Genomic DNA, 19502 nt, shown 5'->3' with positions numbered 1-19502 from the left:
TTGCTACAGGATTACGTTTTCATCACGACAGGGCTTACCAGATAATGACGCGGTTTTCCGGGGCGACATACATCTTGTCGCCCGGTTTCACGCCAAACGCTTCATAGAAGCCAGGCTGGTTGACCATGGTGCCATTCGCGCGGTACTGGCCCGGCGAATGCGGGTCGGTCTTGATCTGCACGATCTGCTGCGCTTCGCGCATTTTGCTGCGCCAGACCTGGCCAAAGCCCATGTAGAAACGCTGGTCGCCCGTCAAGCCATCGAGCACGGGCGCCGGCTTGCCACCCAGCGAGATCTTGTAGGCTTTGTAGGCGATCGCCACGCCCGAGTTGTCGGCGATGTTTTCGCCCAGGGTCAGCGCGCCGTTGACGTGGTAGCCCGGCAATGGGCTGTAGCCGTCGTATTGCTTGGTCAGCGCATCGGCCTTGGCCGCGAAGTTCTTGCGGTCGGCCGGGGTCCACCAGTCGCGCAGATTGCCGTCACCATCGGACTGGCTGCCCTTGTCGTCGAAGCCGTGGCTGATTTCATGGCCGATGACGGCGCCGATGGCGCCATAGTTGACGGCGTCGTCCGCGTTGGCGTCAAAGAACGGCGGCTGCAGGATGGACGCGGGGAAGACGATTTCATTCATCGTCGAGCTGTAATACGCGTTCACCGTCTGCGGCGTCATGCCCCACTCTTCGCGGTCGATCGGTTTGCCCAGCTTGGCCACCTGGCGCGCGGAACCAAAATTGGCGGCGCGCATCATGTTGCCCACCAGGTCGCCCTGGACGATTTGCAGCTTCGTGTAATCGCGCCATTGGTTCGGATAGGCGATCTTCGGCGTGAACTTGGCCAGCTTGGCTTGCGCTTCTTTCTTGGTGTCAAGGCTCATCCAGTCCAGGGTGTCGATGCTGTCCTTGTAGGCTGCCAGCACGTTTTTCACCAGTTCCTGCATGTGCGCCTTGCGCTCTGCCGGGAAATATTGCGCGACATACAGCTTGCCGACGGCTTCGCCCAGCACGCCTTCGACGGCGCCCACGCCACGCTTCCAGCGCGGCTGGTTTTCCGTCACGCCACTGAGTACCGTGCCGTAGAAGGCAAAGCTCTCATCGACGAAGTTTTTCGACAGGTAGCTGGCATAGCTGCGCAACAACTGCCATTCGAAATACGCTTTCAGGGTGTCCAGGTCGGTGCTAGCCAGCACCTTGTTGTAGCCGGCCAGGTAGCTGGGCTGGTTGACGATGACGTAATCGACCTTGTTGGCGATGCCCAGCGCGGCCAGGCCGGACTTCAGGTCGTAGCCAGGGGTCAGGTCGTTGAGCTTGTTGATATCGGTCTTGTTGTAGCGCTTTACCGGGTCGCGGTTCTCGACCTTGGTCCATTGCACTTCAGCCAGCGATGTTTCCAGCGCAACGACCGCCTTGGCGCGCGCGGCGGCGTTCTTGTCGCCGGCCATGGCCAGCATTTTTTCCACGTGCGCCTGGTACTTTTCTTTGATACCAGCCTGCTTGGCTTCCAGGTAGTAGTCGCGGTCGGGCATGCCCAGGCCGCTTTGGCTCACATACGCGGCATATTTCGTCGAGGCACGCGCATCCTGGCCCACATACACGGCATACGGGGTCGACACGCCCGTCTGGCTCAGGTGGGCGATCAGGGCGGGCACGCCCTTCTTGTCGCGCAGCGAGCGAATGCGGTTCAGTTCGCCGGCCAGCGGCTTCGTGCCCAGCGCATCGAGGCGGGCTTCATCCATATAGCTGGCGTACAGGTCACTGATTTTCTGCGCTTCGGAACCGGCCTTCTTGTTTTTATCTTGTTGCGTGGCTACGATGATGCCGCGCAATTGCGGCGTGGTGTCATCGCGCAACTTGGCGAACGAACCCCAGCTCGACTTGTCGGCAGGAATCTCGGCCGTGGCCAGCCACTTGCCATTCAAATGGGTGAAAAAGTCATCCTGCACGCGCACGGCGGGGTCGATGTACTGTACGTCGATGCCGGAAACGACGCCAGCGGCGGCAGGCGCGGAAGGTGCGACATTGGGCGCCACGGTCGGTGCCGCCACGGCCGATACGGGTTCGGCGGCATGGGCAAACGCAGCCAACAGGGTCAGGGTCAGACTGCTCAAGAGATAGCGATTCACGGATTGTCCTTATGGGGCATATCAAAAAAGACCGGGCAGATAGCTGCGGGCGGATAGCCCGCCGCGCCAGGCGCTGCCGGAATGTAGCACGCGACCAGGCCATTTGGCCATCCTTTGCCCCGGGATTGCCTCTCAGTTAGCCCCTCAGTTGGCGGGTAGCGTCATGCCGGCGCCCCCGCTGCCCATGCTCACGCCTCCCTTGCCGCCCTTGCGCCCGCCGTGTTCGCCAGCGGGCGCGCCGCGCGATTCATTGTGGGGTACGGCGGCATCCATCACGCGCGCCATCTGCCCGGCGATGAACTGGGCCACCGCCTGGCGCTGCTGCTCGTCCAGGGCATCGTTGACGCTGAGCCACCACTCGCGCACCTGCTTTTCTTCAGCCAGGCTCTGCGTGCTTTCCGTGTCCAGGCCGGCGAGCAGGTCGCGCAACTCCAGCCGGGGCGTTTGCAAGCCCTGCGTCACAGCCGCTTGCAGCCGTTCGCGGCGCGCCTTGCGTTCGCGCAAGAGTTGACGGGTTTTCCCTTCCACCTGCTGCCACAAGGTGGTCTGATTCGCATTGAGTTTCAATTCCATCCTGAAATCGGGCGCCATCGGCAACAAGTCTTCCAGGCGCATCTCGGCGATTGGCACGGCCGAGGCGGTCAAGGCGGTAGTGCCCAGCAGGAAAGCCAGGCCGAGACGGCGCACGGCGGGGAGAAAGGTCAGCGATGTCATGGGGGCTCCGGATAAAAAAAAGCCTGCGTCCGCAGACGCAGGCAAAACCACTTCGGGTCGAGAATGCGAATCCACTATAGGGCCGCCGCACACGCTTTTTTTCGACTCTTACAAATGCTTACTCCCCTCAAGAGTAACTATACATCGCATACAAAACCGCAACATATGGCAAGCTGACAGCCCCGTTTTCGCGCGTAGACTGGGCCCAGCCACGCTTTTTCCACGGCCGGCCCACACCGGCAGAGATTCAGGTCTATACTTTCAGGAAAGCGCCGCTCCACGGGGACTGGCGCTTATGCAAGACACGCTAGCTGCAAAGGTGCAATGATGGGCAAACTCAAAAATACCGGCTTGATTGGCCTGGGCGTGGTGGCCGGCGTCGCCGTGTCGCTGCAATTTTCGGCCATGGCACAAAAGACCGTCGAGCCGCCCCTGCCGCTGGAAGAGTTGCGCCAGCTGGCCGATGTGTTTGGCCTGATCAAGTCCGATTACGTCGAGCCGGTGGAAGACAAGAAACTGCTGGAAGACGCCATTTCCGGCATGGTCGCCTCGCTCGACCCCCATTCCGCCTACCTCGACAAGAAAGCCTACGCCGAGCTGCGCGAAGGCTCCGAAGGCAAGTTCGTCGGCCTGGGCATTGAAATTGGCCTGAGCGAAGACGGCTACATCAAGATCGTCTCGCCCATCGAGGATTCACCCGCCTACCGCGCCGGCATCAAGGCCGGAGACCTCATCACACGCCTGGATGGCCAGCCCGTGAAAGGCGTCAGCCTGGACGACAGCGTCAAGCGCATGCGCGGCGAACCGGGCACCAAGGTGTCGCTGACCATTGCCCGCAAGGATGAACCACAGCCGCTGGCCTTCACCATCACGCGCGAGGAAATCCATCAAAAGAGCGTGAAGGCGAAGATGGTCGAGCCGGGCTACGCCTGGCTGCGCGTGTCGCAATTCCAGGAACCGACCGTCGACGACATGGCCGCGCAGATCACGGCCCTGTACCAGCAAGACCCGCACATCAAGGGCATGGTGCTGGACTTGCGCAACGATCCGGGCGGTGTGCTGCAGGGCGCCATCGGCGTCTCGGCCGCCTTCCTGCCGAAGGACGCGGCCATCGTCTCGACCAACGGCCAGCTGCCGGACTCGAAACAGGTGTTTTACGGCCGCGCCGAATACTATACCTTCCGCTCGGAAGGCGATGCGCTGGCAAAATTGCCGGCCGCTATCAAGAAAGTGCCGCTGGTGGTGCTGGTCAACACGGGGTCGGCCTCGGCCTCGGAAATCGTCGCCGGCGCCCTGCAGGATTACAAGCGCGCCACCATCATCGGCACGCCAACCTTCGGCAAGGGTTCCGTGCAAACCATCCGCCAGCTGACGGCCGACACGGCCGTCAAGCTGACGACGGCCCGCTACTACACGCCGAACGGCCGCTCGATCCAGGCCAAGGGCATCGTGCCCGACCTGCTGGTCGATGAAAATGCGGACGGCGACGGCCTGAACGGCTTGCGCATCCGCGAAGCAGACCTGACCAAGCACCTGAGCAACGACCGCGACCAGGAAAGCGCCAAGGCCGCGCCCGTCAACGACGAGTTGGAAGAGCAATTGCGCATCATCGCCCTGGAAAAGACCCGCAAGCCGCTGGAATTTGGCAGCCAGGACGATTTTCAATTGCACCAGGCGCTGAACCACCTGAAGGGTTTGCCGGTGCAATTGGCCAAGGCCGAACCGGTGGTGGTGCAAGCCGACGTCAAGAAAGAACAGAAGAAGTAAGCAGCAGCGCCAGCAGCACAGAGGGGGGCGCCATGCCCCCCGATAACCGCTCCACGCGACAAAAATCAATCTTCCGCCACACTTCCCCCTCTCCCGCAACACGAAACTCTCTACAGTCGAGCCCGTTTGTGTAAAATTTGCTTCACTTATCGGCAGCGCGCCGATTGCCAAATTTGAAAGTTTAACCATGAAACAAGTCGTCATCAGCGGTACCGGACTGTACACGCCGCCATTTTCGATCTCCAACGAAGAGCTGGTCATCTGCTTCAATGCCTACGCAGAAAAATTCAATGCCGATCACGCCGACGCGATCGCCGCAGGCACGGTGACTTCGCTGGAGCTGTCGAGCGTGGCCTTCATCGAAAAGGCGTCCGGCATCAAGTCGCGCTTCGTGATGGAGAAAGAAGGCATCCTCGATCCGGCGCGCATGGTCTCGCGCATCCCGGAACGGGGCGATGACGAACTGTCCTTGCAGGCGGAAATGGCCGTCGCCGCCGCACGCGATGCGTTGGCGCGCGCCGGCCGCACGCCGGCCGACATCGACATGGTGCTGGTGGCCTGCAGCAATATGCAGCGCGCCTACCCCGCCATGGCGGTGGAAGTGCAGGATGCGCTGGGCATCGACGGGTATGGTTTTGACATGAACGTGGCGTGTTCGTCCGCTACCTTCGGCATCCAGCAAGCCGTGGCCGCCGTACAAAGCGGCCAGGCGCGCGCCGTGCTGGTGTTGAATCCCGAAATCACCAGCGGCCACCTGAACTGGCGCGACCGCGACAGCCATTTCATTTTCGGCGACGCCTGCACCGCCATCATCGTCGAAGCCAAGGACACGGCCGTGTCCAAGCACCAGTTCGAGATCATCGGCACGGAACTCAAAACGCGCTTCTCGAATGCCATCCGCAACAATTTCGGCTTCCTCAACCGTTTTGACGAGTCCGGCGTGGGCAAGGCCGACAAATTATTCCGCCAGCAAGGCCGCAAGGTCTTCAAGGAAGTGTGCCCGATGGCGGCCGAGATGATCAAGGCGACCCTGGCCAAGGCCGGCGTGGAAGTGGCGCAAGTCTCCCGCTACTGGCTGCACCAGGCCAACCTGAACATGAACCTGCTGATCGCGCGCCTGATCCTGGGCCGCGACGCCGAGGCCAACGAAGCGCCCGTGATCCTCGACACCTACGCCAACACCTCGTCGGCCGGTTCCATCATCGCCTTCCATACCTATCAGGATGATATGGCGGCAGGCGCAATGGGCGTCATCTGCTCGTTCGGCGCCGGCTATTCCATCGGCTGCGTGGTCGTGCGCAAGGTGTAAGCGTCGGGGGCGGGATGCGCCTGATTGCCTCAATTAGGCGCAGATCGCAGTCGATGGCATGCGTTCGGTGCCAGCTGGACGAAGATATAGCGCAAATTTTTTGTAAAAAAAGCGGCAGGAAAATTCCAGCCGCAGCTTTGTTGCGTTTATACTCGATCGCTGAACACCCTCTTTTTCCATCCGCACGTCTCCATAAGGAACCCACCACGCATGCCCCATGACATCAGTCTGATCACCACCATCGCCGCCGCCCTCGGGTTCGGCCTCATCTTCGGCTTCATCGCCGCGCGCCTGAAACTGCCGGCATTGGTCGGCTATCTGGCCGCCGGCATCATCATCGGACCGGCCACGCCCGGTTTTGTGGCGAATGCGGAAATAGCCGGGCAATTGGCGGAGATCGGGGTGATGCTGATGATGTTCGGTGTCGGCCTGCACTTTTCCATCGACGATTTGTGGGACGTGCGCAAGATCGCGCTGCCCGGCGCCATCTTGCAGATCGGCGTCGCCACGGCGATGGGTATGGGCCTGGCCCACTGGTGGGGCTGGACGCTAGGTGGCGGACTGGTCTTTGGCTTGGCCCTGTCCGTGGCCAGTACCGTGGTGCTGCTGCGCGCGCTGGAAGAACGGGGCATCCTCGACTCGCTCAATGGCCGCATCGCCGTCGGCTGGCTGGTGGTGGAAGACCTCGTCACCGTCCTGGTGCTGGTGCTGCTGCCGGCGTTCGCCGGTATGCTGGGTGGCAAGGTCGCGCCGGGAGCCGAGGCCACCAGCCTGTGGCAAACCCTGGCCGTGACCCTGGGGCAAGTAGCCGGTTTCATCGTCTTCATGCTGGTGGTGGGCCGCAAGCTGTTCCCATGGATTTTGTGGCAAGTGGCGCGCACCGGTTCGCGCGAACTGTTTACCCTGTGCGTGATCGCCGCCGCCGTCGGCATCGCCTACGCTTCCACCAAACTGTTCGGTGTGTCGTTCGCGCTGGGCGCCTTCTTCGCCGGCATGGTGCTGCGCGAGTCCGAACTGAGCCACCGCGCCGCGGAAGAGTCCTTGCCCCTGCGCGACGCGTTTGCCGTGCTGTTCTTCGTTTCCGTCGGCATGCTGTTCGAGCCGAATATCCTCATCGAGAAGCCGCTGCAGGTGCTGGCCGTGTGCGCCATCATTATCTTCGGCAAGTCCATCGCCGCCTTTTTGCTGGTGATGGCCCTGCGCTATCCGCCAAAAACAGCCATCATCGTCTCGGCCAGCCTGGCGCAGATCGGTGAATTCTCGTTCATCCTGGCGGCCCTGGGCCTCTCCTTGGGCCTGATGCCGCAGGAAGGACAAAGCCTGATCCTGGCCGGCGCCATCCTGTCCATCGCCCTCAACCCGCTCGTGTTCAGCATGGCCAAGCCGCTGCTGCGCGTGATCGGCAACAGCGATTTCGCGCGCAAGTTCGAACGCACCACCGACCCGCTGGCCGAACTGCCGATGACGGTGCCGCAGGAAAAGCTGTCGGGTCAAGTCGTGCTGGTCGGCTACGGCCGCGTGGGCCGGCGCATCGCCGCCGCCCTGATGGAACGCGGCATTCATTTTGTCGTCGCCGAGGAAAACCGCGAAATCGTCGACCAGCTGCGCAAGCAGGGCATTCCGGCCGTGGCCGGCAATGCGGGCGAACCGGCCGTGCTGATCCAGGCGCACATCACGCACGCCACCATGCTCGTCATCGCCACGCCGGACACCTTCCACGTGCGCGCCATGATCGAGACGGCGCGCGCGCTGAACCCCGCCATCCTGACGGTGGTACGCACGCACAGCGAGGAAGAGGCGGAATTGCTGCGCGCGGAAAACGCGGGCAAGGTCTTCATTGGCGAGCACGAGCTGGCCAATGGCATGGCCGAGCATGTGCTGCAGAGTTTTGAGACGGCCAAGAAGGGGCATGGCCATTAAGGTTCTTTGATACCGAACCTCTAGCCCATGCAAATGCCGGGGTCGGACCCTCAGGGTCCGACCCCAGTTTTTTCCGGGTTATAAACTGGCGGCCAGCTCCGCGCCTTCCCGTATGGCCCGCTTGGCATCGAGTTCCGCCGCCAGCGCGGCGCCGCCGATTTTATGGAAGCGCGGGCCGCCAGCCTGTAAGGGCTTGCCATCCTTGCCGACGGGCGGCATGAGTTCCGTCAAGCTGTCCTGGCCAGCGCAGATGACCACGTTGTCCACCGCCAGCAGGCGCTGCTCGCCGCCCACGGTGATGTGCAAGCCTTGCCCGTCGATCTTGTCATAGCTCACGCCAGCCAGCATGGCCACGCCATTGCGCGCCAGTGCCGCGCGGTGCACCCAGCCCGAGGTCTTGCCCAGGCCCGCGCCCACTTTCGACGTCTTGCGCTGCAACAGGAAAATCTGCCGTACGGGCGCAGGAGCCACGGACGCCACCAGGCCACCGCCGGTGGCCGCATTCAAATCCACACCCCACTCGCCCGCCCACGTCGCCACGGATTGCGGCAGCGGGTGCGCCGGGTCGTGCAGCAAATACTCTCCCACGTCAAAGCCGATGCCGCCCGCGCCGATGATGGCCACGCGCGCGCCGACGGGTTTCTTGGCTTGCAGCACATCCAGATACGACAGCACTTTCGGATGCTCGATGCCGGGAATGGCCGGGAGGCGCACCTTGATGCCGGTGGCGACGATGACGTCGTCATAGCCGCCGGCCAGCAATTGCTCACGCGTCACGCGCTGCCCCAGGCGCAGCTTGACTTCCAGCAGCGCCAGCCGGCGGGCAAAGTAGCGGATGGTTTCCGTAAATTCTTCCTTGCCCGGTATCTGCATCGCCACCTTGAACTGGCCGCCCACGCTGTCGCTGCTGTCGAACAGGGTCACCTCGTGCCCGCATTCGGCGGCCACGCAGGCGGCGGACAGGCCGGCCGGCCCGGCGCCGACGACGGCCACCCGGCGCGCTACGGCCTTTTTCGCGTACACGAGTTCCGTTTCATGGCAGGCGCGCGGGTTGACCAGGCAGCTGGCGCGCTTGTTGGCAAAAGTGTGGTCCAGACACGCCTGGTTGCAGCCGATGCAGGTGTTGATTTCGTCGGCGCGGCCTGAAGCGGCCTTGGCAACAAAGTCAGGATCGGCCAGGAAAGGGCGCGCCATCGACACCAGGTCGCAGTCACCGCGCTCCAGGATGGCGTTCGCTTCGTGCGGCATGTTGATGCGGTTCGAGGCCACCACGGGAATGCTCACTTCGCGGCGCAGCCGGCCCGCCACGGAGGCGAAGGCGGCGCGCGGCACGGAAGTGACGATGGTGGGCACGCGCGCCTCATGCCAGCCGAAGCCCGTATTCAGAATGGTCACGCCGGCCTGTTCCAGCGCCCTGGCTACCGTCACCACGTCCTCCCAGGTGTTGCCGCCTTCGACCAGGTCGAGCAGGGAATGGCGGTACATGATGATGAAGTTGGGACCGACGGCGGCGCGGATGCGGCGCACGATCTCCACGGGCAGGCGCATGCGGTTCTCGATCGTGCCGCCCCAGCGGTCCTGGCGCAGATTCGTGCGCGCGCACAGGAACTGGTTCAGCAGATAACCCTCGCTGCCCATCACTTCGATGCCGTCGTAGCCCGCCTTTTGCGCCAGGCGCGCGCAGCGCACGTAGTCGCAGATGGTGCGCTCGATGCCCCGCTCGCTCAAGGGACGGGGGCGGAACGGAGAGATCGGCGATTTTTTCGCCGATGCCGAGACGACGAAGGGCTGATAGCCATAGCGGCCCGCATGCAGGATCTGCATGACGATCTTGCCGCCCTCTTCGTGCACGGCGCGCGTCACCTTGCGGTGATTCGGCACATCGCCGAGGAAATTCAAGGTGCCGCCAAATGGCAGCAGCCAGCCCTGGCGGTTCGGCGAGATGCCGCCCGTGACGATCAGGCCCACGCCACCGCGCGCCCGTTCGCGGTAAAAGGCGGCCAGCTTGCCATAATGATAGAACCGGTCTTCCAGGCCCGTATGCATGGATCCCATGATGACGCGGTTACGCAAAGAGGTAAAACCCAGGTCGAGCGGGGCCAGCAGATGGGGATAGGCAGTCATGGTCGGTCCGATAGATGGTGGTATGCAGGCCGTACGGTAACAAGCATTGCTGGCCAGCGCAGCGACTTTCTCTAGACCGGGAGTTCTAAATCGCCGGGCGCGCCCGCCGACGATGGGCACAGCTTGTGCCGGGCGGTACTTTCCCGTAGGCTAGGTGGCATGACGCGACTCTTCCTCTGCCTGCTGATGCTGTGCACCGTCCCCGCTACCGCGCTGGCACAGGCGCAACGCCTGGACAAGCTGAAGGTCGAGGTCAAGCGCATCGAGGTCGACGGGCAGCGCATGTATGAAGTCGATGCCAGCGGCAGCGTGCAGGCACCGCCGATGTCCGTGTGGAAAACCCTGACCAGCTACGAGCGCATGAGCGAATTCGTGCCCGACCTCAGCTCTTGCCGCGTGCTGTCGCGCAACGGTAATGAAGTCATCATCGAGCAACAGGGCATGGCGCGCTTCCTGTTCATGAACCACGCCATCCATCTGGTGGTGCGGGCCACGGAAACGCCGTTGACCTCCATCGACATCGCCCTGATCTCCGGCGACATGCGGCATTACGAATCGCGCTGGAATTTGTACCCCATCCCCGAGACGGGCGGCACGCGCATCGTCTTTTCCAGCCGGCTGATGCCGGGCTTCTATGTGCCAGGCATGCTGGGCACGACCATGATACGCGGCGATATCGAGCGCATGATGGCGGCAGTACTGGCACGCATCGACAGCCAGCACGCCGATAAATCCGGATAATTCAGGCGGAATTACGCCAGATACGTGTCGCGGTCGCGGATTTCCGCGAAATTTTCCAGGCTGCCCAGTTTGACCGTGACGGGGTTCAGGCTGGCCTGCGGTTGCATCGAGCGCCAGGCGAACAGCCATTCCTGCTCGGGCGCTTCGGCGCGCGTCTTGGTGAAGGCGGCGCCCAGGGCGGCGCGCTGGCCATATTCGACGACGCCGTCGATGCCGGCCCAGCTGGGCAAGGTGCGCTGCACGGCGCGGTGCAGGCGTTCGCCGAATTCTTCCGTATTGTGGATGATCAAACAGGCGTCGGCCGGGGCGAACAGGTCGAACAGTTGCTTGTCCCACACTTGCGAAAAGCTGAGGGTCAGGCAATTGCCCGCGGGCATCAGACGGAACTGGCCCAGGCTCAGCGCCAGATCGAGTTCGCTGCGCTGGCCGTAGCGGTGCAGGGTGGGGGGACGTTTGTAATCGTGCATGCTGGACTCGTTCTTCAATAGTAGGGTAAAACCGGCGCGGTCGCTTAACGGGGCGGGCGGATATGGCGCCGGATGCGCTGGGCCCTGGCGGCCAGGTAAATTTCGCGCAGTAAGTAAATAAAACAGCCGATCAGGCAAATCACGGCCAGCACAAAGAAGGCCGCGATGTATTTGTCCAGGGTCAGATTCATAATATCGCCCAGAAACAGCATGGCGATGATGACGCAGACGAAGAAACCGCAGGCCGTGCTCAGCGAAATCGAGTAATTGATCAGATGGGTACGCTGATACAAGGTATCTAGCTCATCCATATAGAAATCGTTGTAACCGATGTCGAGCCGGTCTTCCAGCACGCGCGTGCGGTCGATGATGCGGCCCAGGCGGTTGGTCAGCACGACCAGCATGGTGCCGATGCCGGTCAGCAGGAAAACCGGCGCAATCGCCAGCTGAATGATATGGCCGATGTCGCCGATCTGTATGTTCATGGGTAAAAAAAGGTAAGGTCGCACTGCCGCCCGCGGAAGGCGGCGGCACAGGCGCTAGTGTAGCAGGTGGCGCACGCCGGCTGGCCGCTTTGCCAACCGGCATGTTTAGATGTCATGCGAAGCCACGCCCCGGGACGAAGCGCTCGGTGGCGCGCACCAGCGCCGAAGCGATGCCGTGCTCCAGCGCGCCATGGCCCGCGTCCGGTATCATCTCCAGCTGCGCGCCGGGCCAGGCTTGCTGCAGGCGGTAAGCCGACAGGGGCGGGCAGATGGCGTCGTAGCGTCCCTGAACGATGACGGCCGGCAAGTGCGCGATGCGCCCCATGTTGCGGATCAGCTGGTCTTCTTCGAAGAAACCGAGATTGGCCATGTAATGCGATTCGAGCCTGCCCACGCCCAGGTCCAGCGCATCGTTCGGCGCATCTTCCGGCTGCGGCATCAGGTAGACGCGGCGGCCCTCGAAGCGGCTCCAGGCGCGCGCGGCAGGCCAGTACACGGCGGGGTCGCTGCTGAGGATGCGTTGCACGTAGGCGGCCAGCAAGTCGCCCCGCTCCTCTGGCGGAATCGGCGCGGCAAATTCTGCGTACAATTCCGGATAGAACCAGCGTACGCCTTCGATGAACCAGTCGATTTCCGCCTGCGTGCATAAAAAGATGCCGCGCAGCACGAAACCGAGGCAAGCTTCCGGATGCGCCTGGCCATACGCCAGCGCCAGGGTCGAGCCCCAGGAGCCGCCAAACACCAGCCACTGGGCGATGCCGAACTGGGCGCGCAGCACTTCGATATCCTCGATCAGCAACTGCGTCGTGTTGTTGCGCCATTCGCCCAGCGGCGTGGACTTGCCCGCGCCACGCTGGTCGAACAGGATCACGCGGTAGCGCTGCGGATCGAAAAAGCGACGGTGCTGCGGCGACAGGCCCGCGCCCGGGCCGCCATGCAGGAACAACACGGGAATGCCGTCGGGATTGCCGCACTCTTCCCAATAAATGGTGTGCAGGTCATCGACCGCCAGCATGCCGTGCCGGTTCGGCATCAGGGCGGGAAACAGGGGCGACAGGGAATCGGGCATGGCGGTCCTTAGATGGCAGTCAGGGGCCAGGCACGATTCCTGGCAACTGTTCCAATTATAGTGCGCCCCCGGCGCCTCAGGCCAGCGGCAAGGGCAGGCGGTTCGACGACTTGATTTCGCGCATCGACAGGCTGGACTGGATTTCCGCCACGCCGGGGAGGCGGCGCAACACCGTCGAGACGAATTCGCCATACGCTTCCAGGTCGCGCGCCACCACTTGCAGGAAATAATCGGCTTCGCCCGCCACATTGTGGCACGACAATATCTCGGGAATCGTCGCGATGGCTTGCTCGAACTGCGACGGCTGCTCGCCGCCATGGTTGGCAAACACGACCCGTACAAAGGCCACCAGGCCGATGCCCAGTTTCTTGCGGTTGAGCAAAGCCTGGTAGCCGGTAATAAACCCTTCCTCTTCCAGGCGGCGCAGGCGGCGCCAGACGGGGGTTTCACTGAGCTTCAAGCGCTCGGCCAGGCGCGCGTTGGACAGCCTTCCTTCATCCTGCAACAGCCTGAGTATTTGCAAATCGGTGGCGTCGAGGCTAACTTCTGAAATTTTCATCTATTTTTTGTTTTTATAGGAGTGGAATCTACCCGAATACTAGGGCATGCAGGGCAGGAAAAGCAAGCACATTTCATCGCGACAAGAACATAATGGGGCCCGGCGAGCATGCGGCAAGCTGCCGTTGCTCCCGCCCTTACTTTTTGCCTGTGACCGAGCTGCGCCATGTCCGATTCTACCTTCCTGATGTACCTGCTGGCACTGGCCGGCGCCTTTTTATTACCGGGCCCCGACATGGCGCTGGTGCTGGCGACGGGCGCCGCGCGCGGCGTGGCGACGGCGCTGGTGACGGCGCTGGGCATCGCCGGCGCGCGCGCCGTGCACGTGGCGCTGTCGGGCGCGGGCCTGGCGGCATTGATGGTGACGCATCCGCAAGCCTTGCAATGGGTCAAATGGGCGGGCGCCGCGTATCTGCTGTACCTGGCGCTGCGCCTGCTGCAGTCGGCCCTGTCAACAAGCACGGCACAGGAAAAAGCCGCCCCCGCCACGGCGCACGGCGCCCGCGCCAGCCTGGTGCGCGGCTTCCTGACAAATCTGCTCAATCCGAAGGCACTGCTGTTTTGCAGCATGTTCCTGCCGCAATTCGTCGTTGGCAGCGAGCAGGTCGGCATGCAATACCTGCGTCTGGGCGCCGTCCTGGTGCTGGTGGGCTTGCTGTTCGATGCCCTGTACGCCGTACTGGCCGCACGCCTGGCGCGCCGCCTGCGCGGCAAACCTTCGCCTTACGGCAAGTTCGTGCTGCCCACCGTGTTCGTGCTGCTGGCGGGGCGGCTGGTGCTGGGCTGAACCGGCGCCCCGCTCTCAAAAAAGACGGGATAAGCCGTCAGTAATTCCTGTTCCCGGCGGTTCACGCTGGCAAACAGGCGATGCGTGGGTGCCAGTGTCCGGCCCGCCTCCCAGCTGCGCCAGGCATTGGCAGTATCGAACTGCGCATACAACGCATCGCCCAGTTCCTTGTAGCCGCCGGCCAGCTGCGGCCGCGCTTGCAGCGCTTGCAGATACAGCGTGGTCGCCTCCGGCCATTGCCCCGCCTTGCCGCGCATGCTGGCCTCAAACAATGTCAGCATGGGCTGATCCTTGCCGACCTGCGCGCGCAATGCCTGCACTGCGGCGAGGCCGGCCTTGATGGCGTCCTCGTCTCTGGCGGACAGCGCACGTATCAATTGCTGTGCCTGCTCATTGGTTTCCAGCGCCAGCCTTTGCTGCGGCGACAATTTCCCCACCGGGGCGCCTGTGGAATAATTGTCTTCCATCATGATCAGCAAGGCAGCAAAAGGCTGCTGCCCGGCAAACGCCTGCTCCGCCTGCGCGCGCATTGCCGGATGCGCCTCGGCCGCCAATGGCTGCAGCCGCGTTGCCTGGTCCAGCACGCGCGCCAGAACGGGAGCGTCGGCGCCGGCCCTGCCCGGCCGGTAGCCTTGCAGCGTAAAGGTCGCGGGTGCATCCGCCTGCACGGCACTGACACGAAAGCGGCGCGTGAGCGTGCCTCCCACCTCCTGATAGTGCAGCAGGAATCGCATGGGAATCTGCCGGCTGTCGGCAAGCATTTTCAGCACCAGCGGGTGACCGCCCCAGGTATAACGCAAGAACTGGGCAAACGCCTTGCTGTCCTGCCCGTCGCCTGCGCTATGGGCCGGCCCCAGACGCAGCAAAGGGTGCTCATCGAGCGACCACAGCACCTCGCCATCGAGAATGTTGGGCACCAGCCGGCCTCGCACCTTGCCGGCCCGGACCGACAGCGCCTGCTCCTCGTAGGCTTGGGGCGTGACCTGATCGGCCCGCTTGGCGACAGTCAGCACGTCGGCAATGCCCAGCCGGTGGCGCATCTCGCTCTGGCGCAGCGCGACAACATCGAACAGCGAGTATTGCTCGTAAGTCCCCGCTGCCTTGTCGATAACATAACGCCGGCGCGTGGAAAAATCGAGCACGGATAGCGTCTTGCCATCGCTGACGCTGATGTACTGCTGGCCCAGCACCACGTCACTTTCCTGCACTTCCTGCGCCGGCAAGCGGCTTTTCACGCCGGGGCGATTCTCGCGCTCGGTGGTGACGCTCACATGAAACGAGACAGCGGCCTGGGCAGCAGCAGCGGCCAGGAGAAGGACGGCGGCCAGGCTGGCGCGGCGCAAGGCAAAAAGTGCAGTCATGAAGGGAAGCGGAAAGGGAAATGCTGATTCTAAGGCAAATCCCGCACTCCCCTTGTTTTGCTTGCAAGCATAAAAAAAAGACAGCCGCAGCTGTCTCTCTGTTTTACCTCAACAACGATTACGACATGTGCTGGCCGCCGTTGATCGAGATATTCGCGCCAGTGACGAACGCTGCCTCGTCGGAGGCCAGGTAAGCCACCAGGCCGGCCACTTCTTCCGGCTTGCCCAGGCGCGCCATCGGAATTTGCGGGATGATTTTGCTGTCGAGCACTTCCTGCGGAATTGCCATGACCATCTTGGTACCGATGTAACCTGGCGAAATGGTGTTGACGGTGACGTTCTTGCGCGCCACTTCCAGCGCCAGCGACTTGGTGAAACCGTGCATGCCGGCTTTCGCGGCCGAGTAGTTGGTCTGGCCGAAGGCACCCTTCTGACCATTCACGGACGAGATATTGATGATGCGGCCCCAGCCGCGTTCCACCATGCCGTCGCAGACAGGCTTGGTCATGTTGAAAACGGAGTCGAGGTTGGTGCCCATCACGGCATCCCAGTTCGGCTTGTCCATCTTCTTGAACGTCATGTCGCGCGTGATGCCGGCGTTATTCACCAGCACGTCGACAGGACCGATATCCTTTTCCACGGCAGCCACGCAGGCGGCAGCCGAATCGTAGTCGGCCACGTCGCACGGATACGCCTTGAAGTCATAGCCCATGTCCTTGGTCGTCGCCAGCCAGTCCGCGACCTTCTGATTGCCTGGAGAATAGGTCGTGACCACGCGATAACCGAGCGCCGCCAGTTTAAAACACACCGCTTCGCCCAGACCACCCATGCCACCAGTTACCAATGCAACTCTTGCCATTTTTCATCCCCTCAGTGTCGTTCTGTTGCTAAAAAGTTAATTAATTAGGTAAGGCAGTCCACAACCGTTGCATCACGGCGGCAAACCGCACCGTACCCAAGCGTAGCGAGCGGCGATGATTTGTGGCTAAGAAGCGCAACCGTGTTTCAACACGGTGAGCATCGCAGGCCGCAAAGCGCGCCGCGCAGTAGCTTGGGGGCGGTGCCAGCTACTTAGTCGCGTTCGATCGCTAGAGCAACACCCATGCCGCCGCCGATGCACAAGGCGGCTAGGCCTTTCTTGGCGTCGCGGCGTATCATTTCGTGGATCAGCGTGACCAGGATGCGCGCGCCGGAGGCGCCGATCGGGTGGCCGATGGCAATCGCGCCGCCGTTCACGTTGATCTTGCTGGTATCCCAGCCCATTTCCTTGTTGACGGCAATCGCTTGCGCGGCGAACGCTTCATTGATTTCCATCAAGTCCAGCTCTTCATGCGTCCAGCCGGCTTTTTTCAGGCACAGACGCGAAGCGGAGACAGGGCCCATGCCCATGACGGCCGGGTCCAGGCCCGACGAGGCGTAGGCCTTGATGCGTGCCAGCGGCTTCAAGCCCAGTTCTTTCGCTTGCGAGGCCGACATCATGATGACGGCGGCGGCGCCATCGTTCAGGCCGGAAGCATTGCCGGCGGTGACGGTACCGTCCTTGGCGAACGCGGGGCGCAGGCCGGTCAGCGATTCCAGGGTCGAGCCCGGCTTGATGTATTCGTCGCTGTCGAAGACCACGGTGCCTTTTTTGTTGGCGATTTCCAGCGGCAGGATTTCATCCTTGAACTTGCCCGCTTTTTGCGCCGCTTCCGCCTTCAGTTGCGACTGCAGCGCGAATTCATCCTGCTCGGCGCGCGTCACTTCGTATTTCTTGGCGACATTTTCCGCCGTGATGCCCATGTGGTACTGGTTGTACACATCCCACAGGCCGTCGACGATCATGGTGTCGACCATCTTGAAGTCGCCCATGCGGAAACCGTCGCGCGAGCCGTTCATCGCGTGCGGCGAGGCGCTCATGTTTTCCTGGCCACCGGCGATGATGATGTTGGCGTCGCCACATTTGATCGCTTGCGCCGCCAGGTGCGTGGCCTTCAGGCCGCTGCCGCATACCTTGTTGATGGTGAATGCCGGGATGGAGCTGGGCAGGCCAGCCTTGATGACAGCCTGGCGCGCGGCGTTCTGGCCGACGGCAGCCGTCAGCACCTGGCCCAGGATCGCTTCGCCGATCAGGTTCGGGTCGATGCCGGTTTGTGCCAGCAAGCCCTTGATTACATGCGCGCCCAGTTCGGACGCAGGAATCTTGGCCAGACTGCCACCGAATTTGCCGACTGCGGTACGGCCGGCGGCCACGATTACGACATCATCCATTTATTTCTCCGATATGCAGGCCACGAGGGCCAAGGTGAAGGTGTTAATACAATCCAATGAATCCGGGAAGACACAGCAAGCTGTGTTTCATTCTAGCGCGGCATACGCCGCAGTTCCAGCGCCACACCGCAGGCGGCAGCGATGGCAGCCTGCCCTGCGGTGGCGGCGGGCGGCCTGGCGCGGCGGATAGCCGCTGCCGGGCCGCGACGCGCCTACGCTTGACGGGCAGGACGCGTGTTTTTATTTTTATCATACCCTTCATCGGCGCCGCCGAAAGTGGTTTTTAGAAAATTATTGAAGGGAATAATCAGGGGCGCGGGCGTTTGCTTTACCACCTGCAACAGCTCGTCGAATTTTTGACGCGATGCAGCAAACTCACCCTTTGTCACAGTGTCGAATTTTTGCTGGGCTTCCTGAGCAACATCCTTTGCCTGACGGTTATATGCACCGATGCGTTCGATGGCCAGTTGCGACTGCGTGCGCGACAGTTGCAGCAGCGCTTGCGGGTCCTTCGCGGACAGCAGCTGATTGCCCGCTACCGTAGCGGCCGCCAGCGCCGCGCGGGCCGCATCGAGCTGCAAATCCAGCACGCTGGCGCCGCTGTCGACGGCGGCCTGGACATACGCTTGCGCGCTGATCAATTGTGCTTCCACCACGGCCTTGCCGGCCAGTGCCCATTGCTCGGAAAATGAAAACATCGTGTTCCTCCCCAAAGAGTAGGCAGCGCCATGTTGCGCCGCACAGTGCTCAACTGTAAGCGGTGGTTCATTGCTGAACCTTGATATTTATCAAGCTTTGCTGTTGGTTTGTGCCCACCAACATGGATCAGGACAACAACTTGATACCGTCAAGCGAGGCCGCGCACTGCTCGCGTATCACGCTGACGAAATCGCGCACATATGCCTTGTCCTGCAACTGCTCCGGCACGGACACGTACAAGTCGCTCCACAGACCGTGCTCGCCCACCGGACGCGCCACCACATAATCGTAATCGACGTAATTCTTGATGGCCCAGTTCGGCAAGGCGGCGATGCCGCGCCGGCTCGCCACCAGCTGCAGCACGGCCACCGTCAGTTCGGCTGTGCGGCGCTCGAACTGGATGCCGGCGGGCCGCAGCACTTCGCGGATCAGATCGATGCGCTCTTCCGGCACGGGATAGGTGATCAGGGTCTCGCCCGTAAAGTCGGCCGCCACCAGCCGGCGCTGCGCCTGCAGCCGGTGCTTCTGCGCCATCACCACCAGCATTTCAAAGCGGAACAGGGGAAACACGGTGAAGTCGGGGCCGTAAGGCGAACCAATCACGAGATCGGCATCGCCCGAGCGCAGCAAGTCCGCCGGTTCGCTGTGAAAGCCCGATACCAGGTCAATCTCCACTTCCGGCCAGCGCTGGCGGAACGCATCCATCACCGGCATCAACCAGTCGAAGCAGGTATGGCATTCGAGCGCCACGCGCAGCTGCCCCTTGTCGCCCTGCGACAGGCGCGCCACGTCGCGCTCGGCCAGCTCGATCTCGGGCAGCAGCTTGTCGGCCAGGGCCAAGAGACGGCTACCCGTGGCCGTAAAGGCGATCGGCATCGACTTGCGCTCGAACAGGGGCGCCTTGTAGCGCTCTTCGAGCAAGCGGATCTGGTGTGACAGCGCCGACTGGGTCAAATTGAGCAGCTGCGCGGCGCGCACCAGGCTGCCGGACGAACGCAAGGCACTCAGGGTGCGCAGGTGGCGGATTTCTAGCATCGGGAAATGGGGGGAAGTACGTGAATTATTTTCATGTTATTCGGCAAAATGTTTCGTTTTGATTATAGACCAAGTTGCCGCACACTCTAGCGCATTC

17 protein-coding genes are annotated in these 19502 nt (G+C 62.4%); 5 read left to right on the top strand and 12 right to left on the bottom strand.

The window, feature by feature from the left end; all coding sequences use genetic code 11:
• Positions 1 to 34 precede the first annotated feature (34 nt).
• The gene (locus tag O0882_RS19385) at positions 35 to 2119 is read right to left on the bottom strand and encodes a M13-type metalloendopeptidase (RefSeq protein ID WP_289950601.1); all 2085 of its coding nucleotides are present in this window, start codon (positions 2117 to 2119) and stop codon (positions 35 to 37) included.
• 144 nt (positions 2120 to 2263) lie between these two features.
• On the bottom strand, positions 2264 to 2833 hold the full coding sequence (locus tag O0882_RS19380) for a hypothetical protein (protein WP_289950599.1): 570 nt from the start codon (positions 2831 to 2833) through the stop codon (positions 2264 to 2266).
• Between the two features lie 324 nt (positions 2834 to 3157).
• Between O0882_RS19380 and O0882_RS19375 the strand changes: the two genes are divergently transcribed.
• From O0882_RS19375 to ybaL, 3 genes are all read left to right on the top strand, one after another.
• On the top strand, positions 3158 to 4600 hold the full coding sequence (locus tag O0882_RS19375; protein ID WP_289950598.1) for a S41 family peptidase: 1443 nt from the start codon (positions 3158 to 3160) through the stop codon (positions 4598 to 4600).
• 187 nt (positions 4601 to 4787) lie between these two features.
• Positions 4788 to 5909 (top strand): beta-ketoacyl-ACP synthase III, encoded by a 1122-nt coding sequence (locus O0882_RS19370; protein ID WP_289950596.1) that lies wholly within the window; start codon positions 4788 to 4790, stop codon positions 5907 to 5909.
• Positions 5910 to 6119: 210 nt separating this feature from the next.
• Positions 6120 to 7829, top strand: a complete 1710-nt coding sequence (gene ybaL / locus O0882_RS19365) for a YbaL family putative K(+) efflux transporter (RefSeq protein ID WP_289950594.1) — start codon at positions 6120 to 6122, stop codon at positions 7827 to 7829.
• Positions 7830 to 7907: 78 nt separating this feature from the next.
• On the opposite strand, the gene O0882_RS19360 is transcribed toward ybaL, so the two are convergent.
• Positions 7908 to 9953, bottom strand: a complete 2046-nt coding sequence (locus O0882_RS19360) for an NADPH-dependent 2,4-dienoyl-CoA reductase (protein ID WP_289950592.1) — start codon at positions 9951 to 9953, stop codon at positions 7908 to 7910.
• A gap of 159 nt (positions 9954 to 10112) precedes the next feature.
• On the opposite strand from O0882_RS19360, the gene O0882_RS19355 reads away from it, so the two are divergent.
• Positions 10113 to 10694, top strand: a complete 582-nt coding sequence (locus O0882_RS19355) for an SRPBCC family protein (protein WP_289950590.1) — start codon at positions 10113 to 10115, stop codon at positions 10692 to 10694.
• Between the two features lie 11 nt (positions 10695 to 10705).
• On the opposite strand, the gene O0882_RS19350 is transcribed toward O0882_RS19355, so the two are convergent.
• The 4 genes from O0882_RS19350 to O0882_RS19335 form a co-directional block, all read right to left on the bottom strand.
• Positions 10706 to 11161 (bottom strand): hypothetical protein, encoded by a 456-nt coding sequence (locus O0882_RS19350; RefSeq protein ID WP_289950587.1) that lies wholly within the window; start codon positions 11159 to 11161, stop codon positions 10706 to 10708.
• 44 nt (positions 11162 to 11205) lie between these two features.
• Positions 11206 to 11646, bottom strand: coding sequence for a DUF2721 domain-containing protein (locus tag O0882_RS19345; RefSeq protein WP_289950586.1), 441 nt, complete (start codon positions 11644 to 11646; stop codon positions 11206 to 11208).
• Between the two features lie 112 nt (positions 11647 to 11758).
• A complete protein-coding gene (gene pip / locus O0882_RS19340; RefSeq protein ID WP_289950583.1) occupies positions 11759 to 12715 on the bottom strand; it encodes a prolyl aminopeptidase in 957 nt (318 codons plus the stop codon).
• A gap of 76 nt (positions 12716 to 12791) precedes the next feature.
• Entirely contained in the window at positions 12792 to 13274 is a 483-nt protein-coding gene (locus O0882_RS19335; protein ID WP_010393611.1) for an Lrp/AsnC family transcriptional regulator, read from the bottom strand.
• Between the two features lie 165 nt (positions 13275 to 13439).
• Here O0882_RS19335 and O0882_RS19330 point away from each other — a divergent pair, with 165 nt between their 5' ends.
• The gene (locus O0882_RS19330) at positions 13440 to 14060 is read left to right on the top strand and encodes a LysE family translocator (RefSeq protein ID WP_289950582.1); all 621 of its coding nucleotides are present in this window, start codon (positions 13440 to 13442) and stop codon (positions 14058 to 14060) included.
• Here O0882_RS19330 and O0882_RS19325 read toward each other — a convergent pair.
• The 5 genes from O0882_RS19325 to O0882_RS19305 all read right to left on the bottom strand — a co-directional run bounded on the left by O0882_RS19325 (position 13997) and on the right by O0882_RS19305 (position 19405).
• On the bottom strand, positions 13997 to 15421 hold the full coding sequence (locus tag O0882_RS19325; protein WP_289950580.1) for a hypothetical protein: 1425 nt from the start codon (positions 15419 to 15421) through the stop codon (positions 13997 to 13999). The genes O0882_RS19330 and O0882_RS19325 overlap by 64 nt on opposite strands.
• A gap of 118 nt (positions 15422 to 15539) precedes the next feature.
• Entirely contained in the window at positions 15540 to 16280 is a 741-nt protein-coding gene (phbB, locus tag O0882_RS19320; RefSeq protein WP_096233088.1) for an acetoacetyl-CoA reductase, read from the bottom strand.
• A 212-nt stretch (positions 16281 to 16492) separates the two neighbouring features.
• Positions 16493 to 17671, bottom strand: coding sequence for an acetyl-CoA C-acetyltransferase (locus O0882_RS19315; protein ID WP_099761085.1), 1179 nt, complete (start codon positions 17669 to 17671; stop codon positions 16493 to 16495).
• Positions 17672 to 17883: 212 nt separating this feature from the next.
• Entirely contained in the window at positions 17884 to 18369 is a 486-nt protein-coding gene (locus tag O0882_RS19310) for a phasin family protein (RefSeq protein ID WP_289950575.1), read from the bottom strand.
• A 127-nt stretch (positions 18370 to 18496) separates the two neighbouring features.
• Positions 18497 to 19405, bottom strand: a complete 909-nt coding sequence (locus tag O0882_RS19305; protein ID WP_289950572.1) for a LysR family transcriptional regulator — start codon at positions 19403 to 19405, stop codon at positions 18497 to 18499.
• Positions 19406 to 19502 lie beyond the last annotated feature (97 nt).

It is taken from the genome of Janthinobacterium sp. SUN073 (assembly GCF_030397665.1).
Taxonomy (GTDB): Bacteria; Pseudomonadota; Gammaproteobacteria; order Burkholderiales; family Burkholderiaceae_D; genus Janthinobacterium.
This window is presented reverse-complemented; position numbering and strand designations above follow the sequence as displayed.

Excerpts from the sequence above, each read along its gene's own strand:
- O0882_RS19315 (WP_099761085.1), bottom strand. The coding sequence starts at position 17,671 with ATGGATGATGTCGTAATCGTGGCCGCCGGCCGTACCGCAGTCGGCAAA.
- pip (WP_289950583.1), bottom strand. The coding sequence starts at position 12,715 with ATGCCCGATTCCCTGTCGCCCCTGTTTCCCGCCCTGATGCCGAACCGG.
- O0882_RS19375 (WP_289950598.1), top strand. The coding sequence starts at position 3,158 with ATGATGGGCAAACTCAAAAATACCGGCTTGATTGGCCTGGGCGTGGTG.
- O0882_RS19355 (WP_289950590.1), top strand. The coding sequence starts at position 10,113 with ATGACGCGACTCTTCCTCTGCCTGCTGATGCTGTGCACCGTCCCCGCT.
- O0882_RS19380 (WP_289950599.1), bottom strand. The coding sequence starts at position 2,833 with ATGACATCGCTGACCTTTCTCCCCGCCGTGCGCCGTCTCGGCCTGGCT.
- O0882_RS19325 (WP_289950580.1), bottom strand. The coding sequence starts at position 15,421 with ATGACTGCACTTTTTGCCTTGCGCCGCGCCAGCCTGGCCGCCGTCCTT.
- O0882_RS19350 (WP_289950587.1), bottom strand. The coding sequence starts at position 11,161 with ATGCACGATTACAAACGTCCCCCCACCCTGCACCGCTACGGCCAGCGC.
- ybaL (WP_289950594.1), top strand. The coding sequence starts at position 6,120 with ATGCCCCATGACATCAGTCTGATCACCACCATCGCCGCCGCCCTCGGG.
- O0882_RS19330 (WP_289950582.1), top strand. The coding sequence starts at position 13,440 with ATGTCCGATTCTACCTTCCTGATGTACCTGCTGGCACTGGCCGGCGCC.
- O0882_RS19335 (WP_010393611.1), bottom strand. The coding sequence starts at position 13,274 with ATGAAAATTTCAGAAGTTAGCCTCGACGCCACCGATTTGCAAATACTC.
- O0882_RS19310 (WP_289950575.1), bottom strand. The coding sequence starts at position 18,369 with ATGTTTTCATTTTCCGAGCAATGGGCACTGGCCGGCAAGGCCGTGGTG.
- O0882_RS19305 (WP_289950572.1), bottom strand. The coding sequence starts at position 19,405 with ATGCTAGAAATCCGCCACCTGCGCACCCTGAGTGCCTTGCGTTCGTCC.
- O0882_RS19345 (WP_289950586.1), bottom strand. The coding sequence starts at position 11,646 with ATGAACATACAGATCGGCGACATCGGCCATATCATTCAGCTGGCGATT.
- O0882_RS19360 (WP_289950592.1), bottom strand. The coding sequence starts at position 9,953 with ATGACTGCCTATCCCCATCTGCTGGCCCCGCTCGACCTGGGTTTTACC.
- phbB (WP_096233088.1), bottom strand. The coding sequence starts at position 16,280 with ATGGCAAGAGTTGCATTGGTAACTGGTGGCATGGGTGGTCTGGGCGAA.
- O0882_RS19370 (WP_289950596.1), top strand. The coding sequence starts at position 4,788 with ATGAAACAAGTCGTCATCAGCGGTACCGGACTGTACACGCCGCCATTT.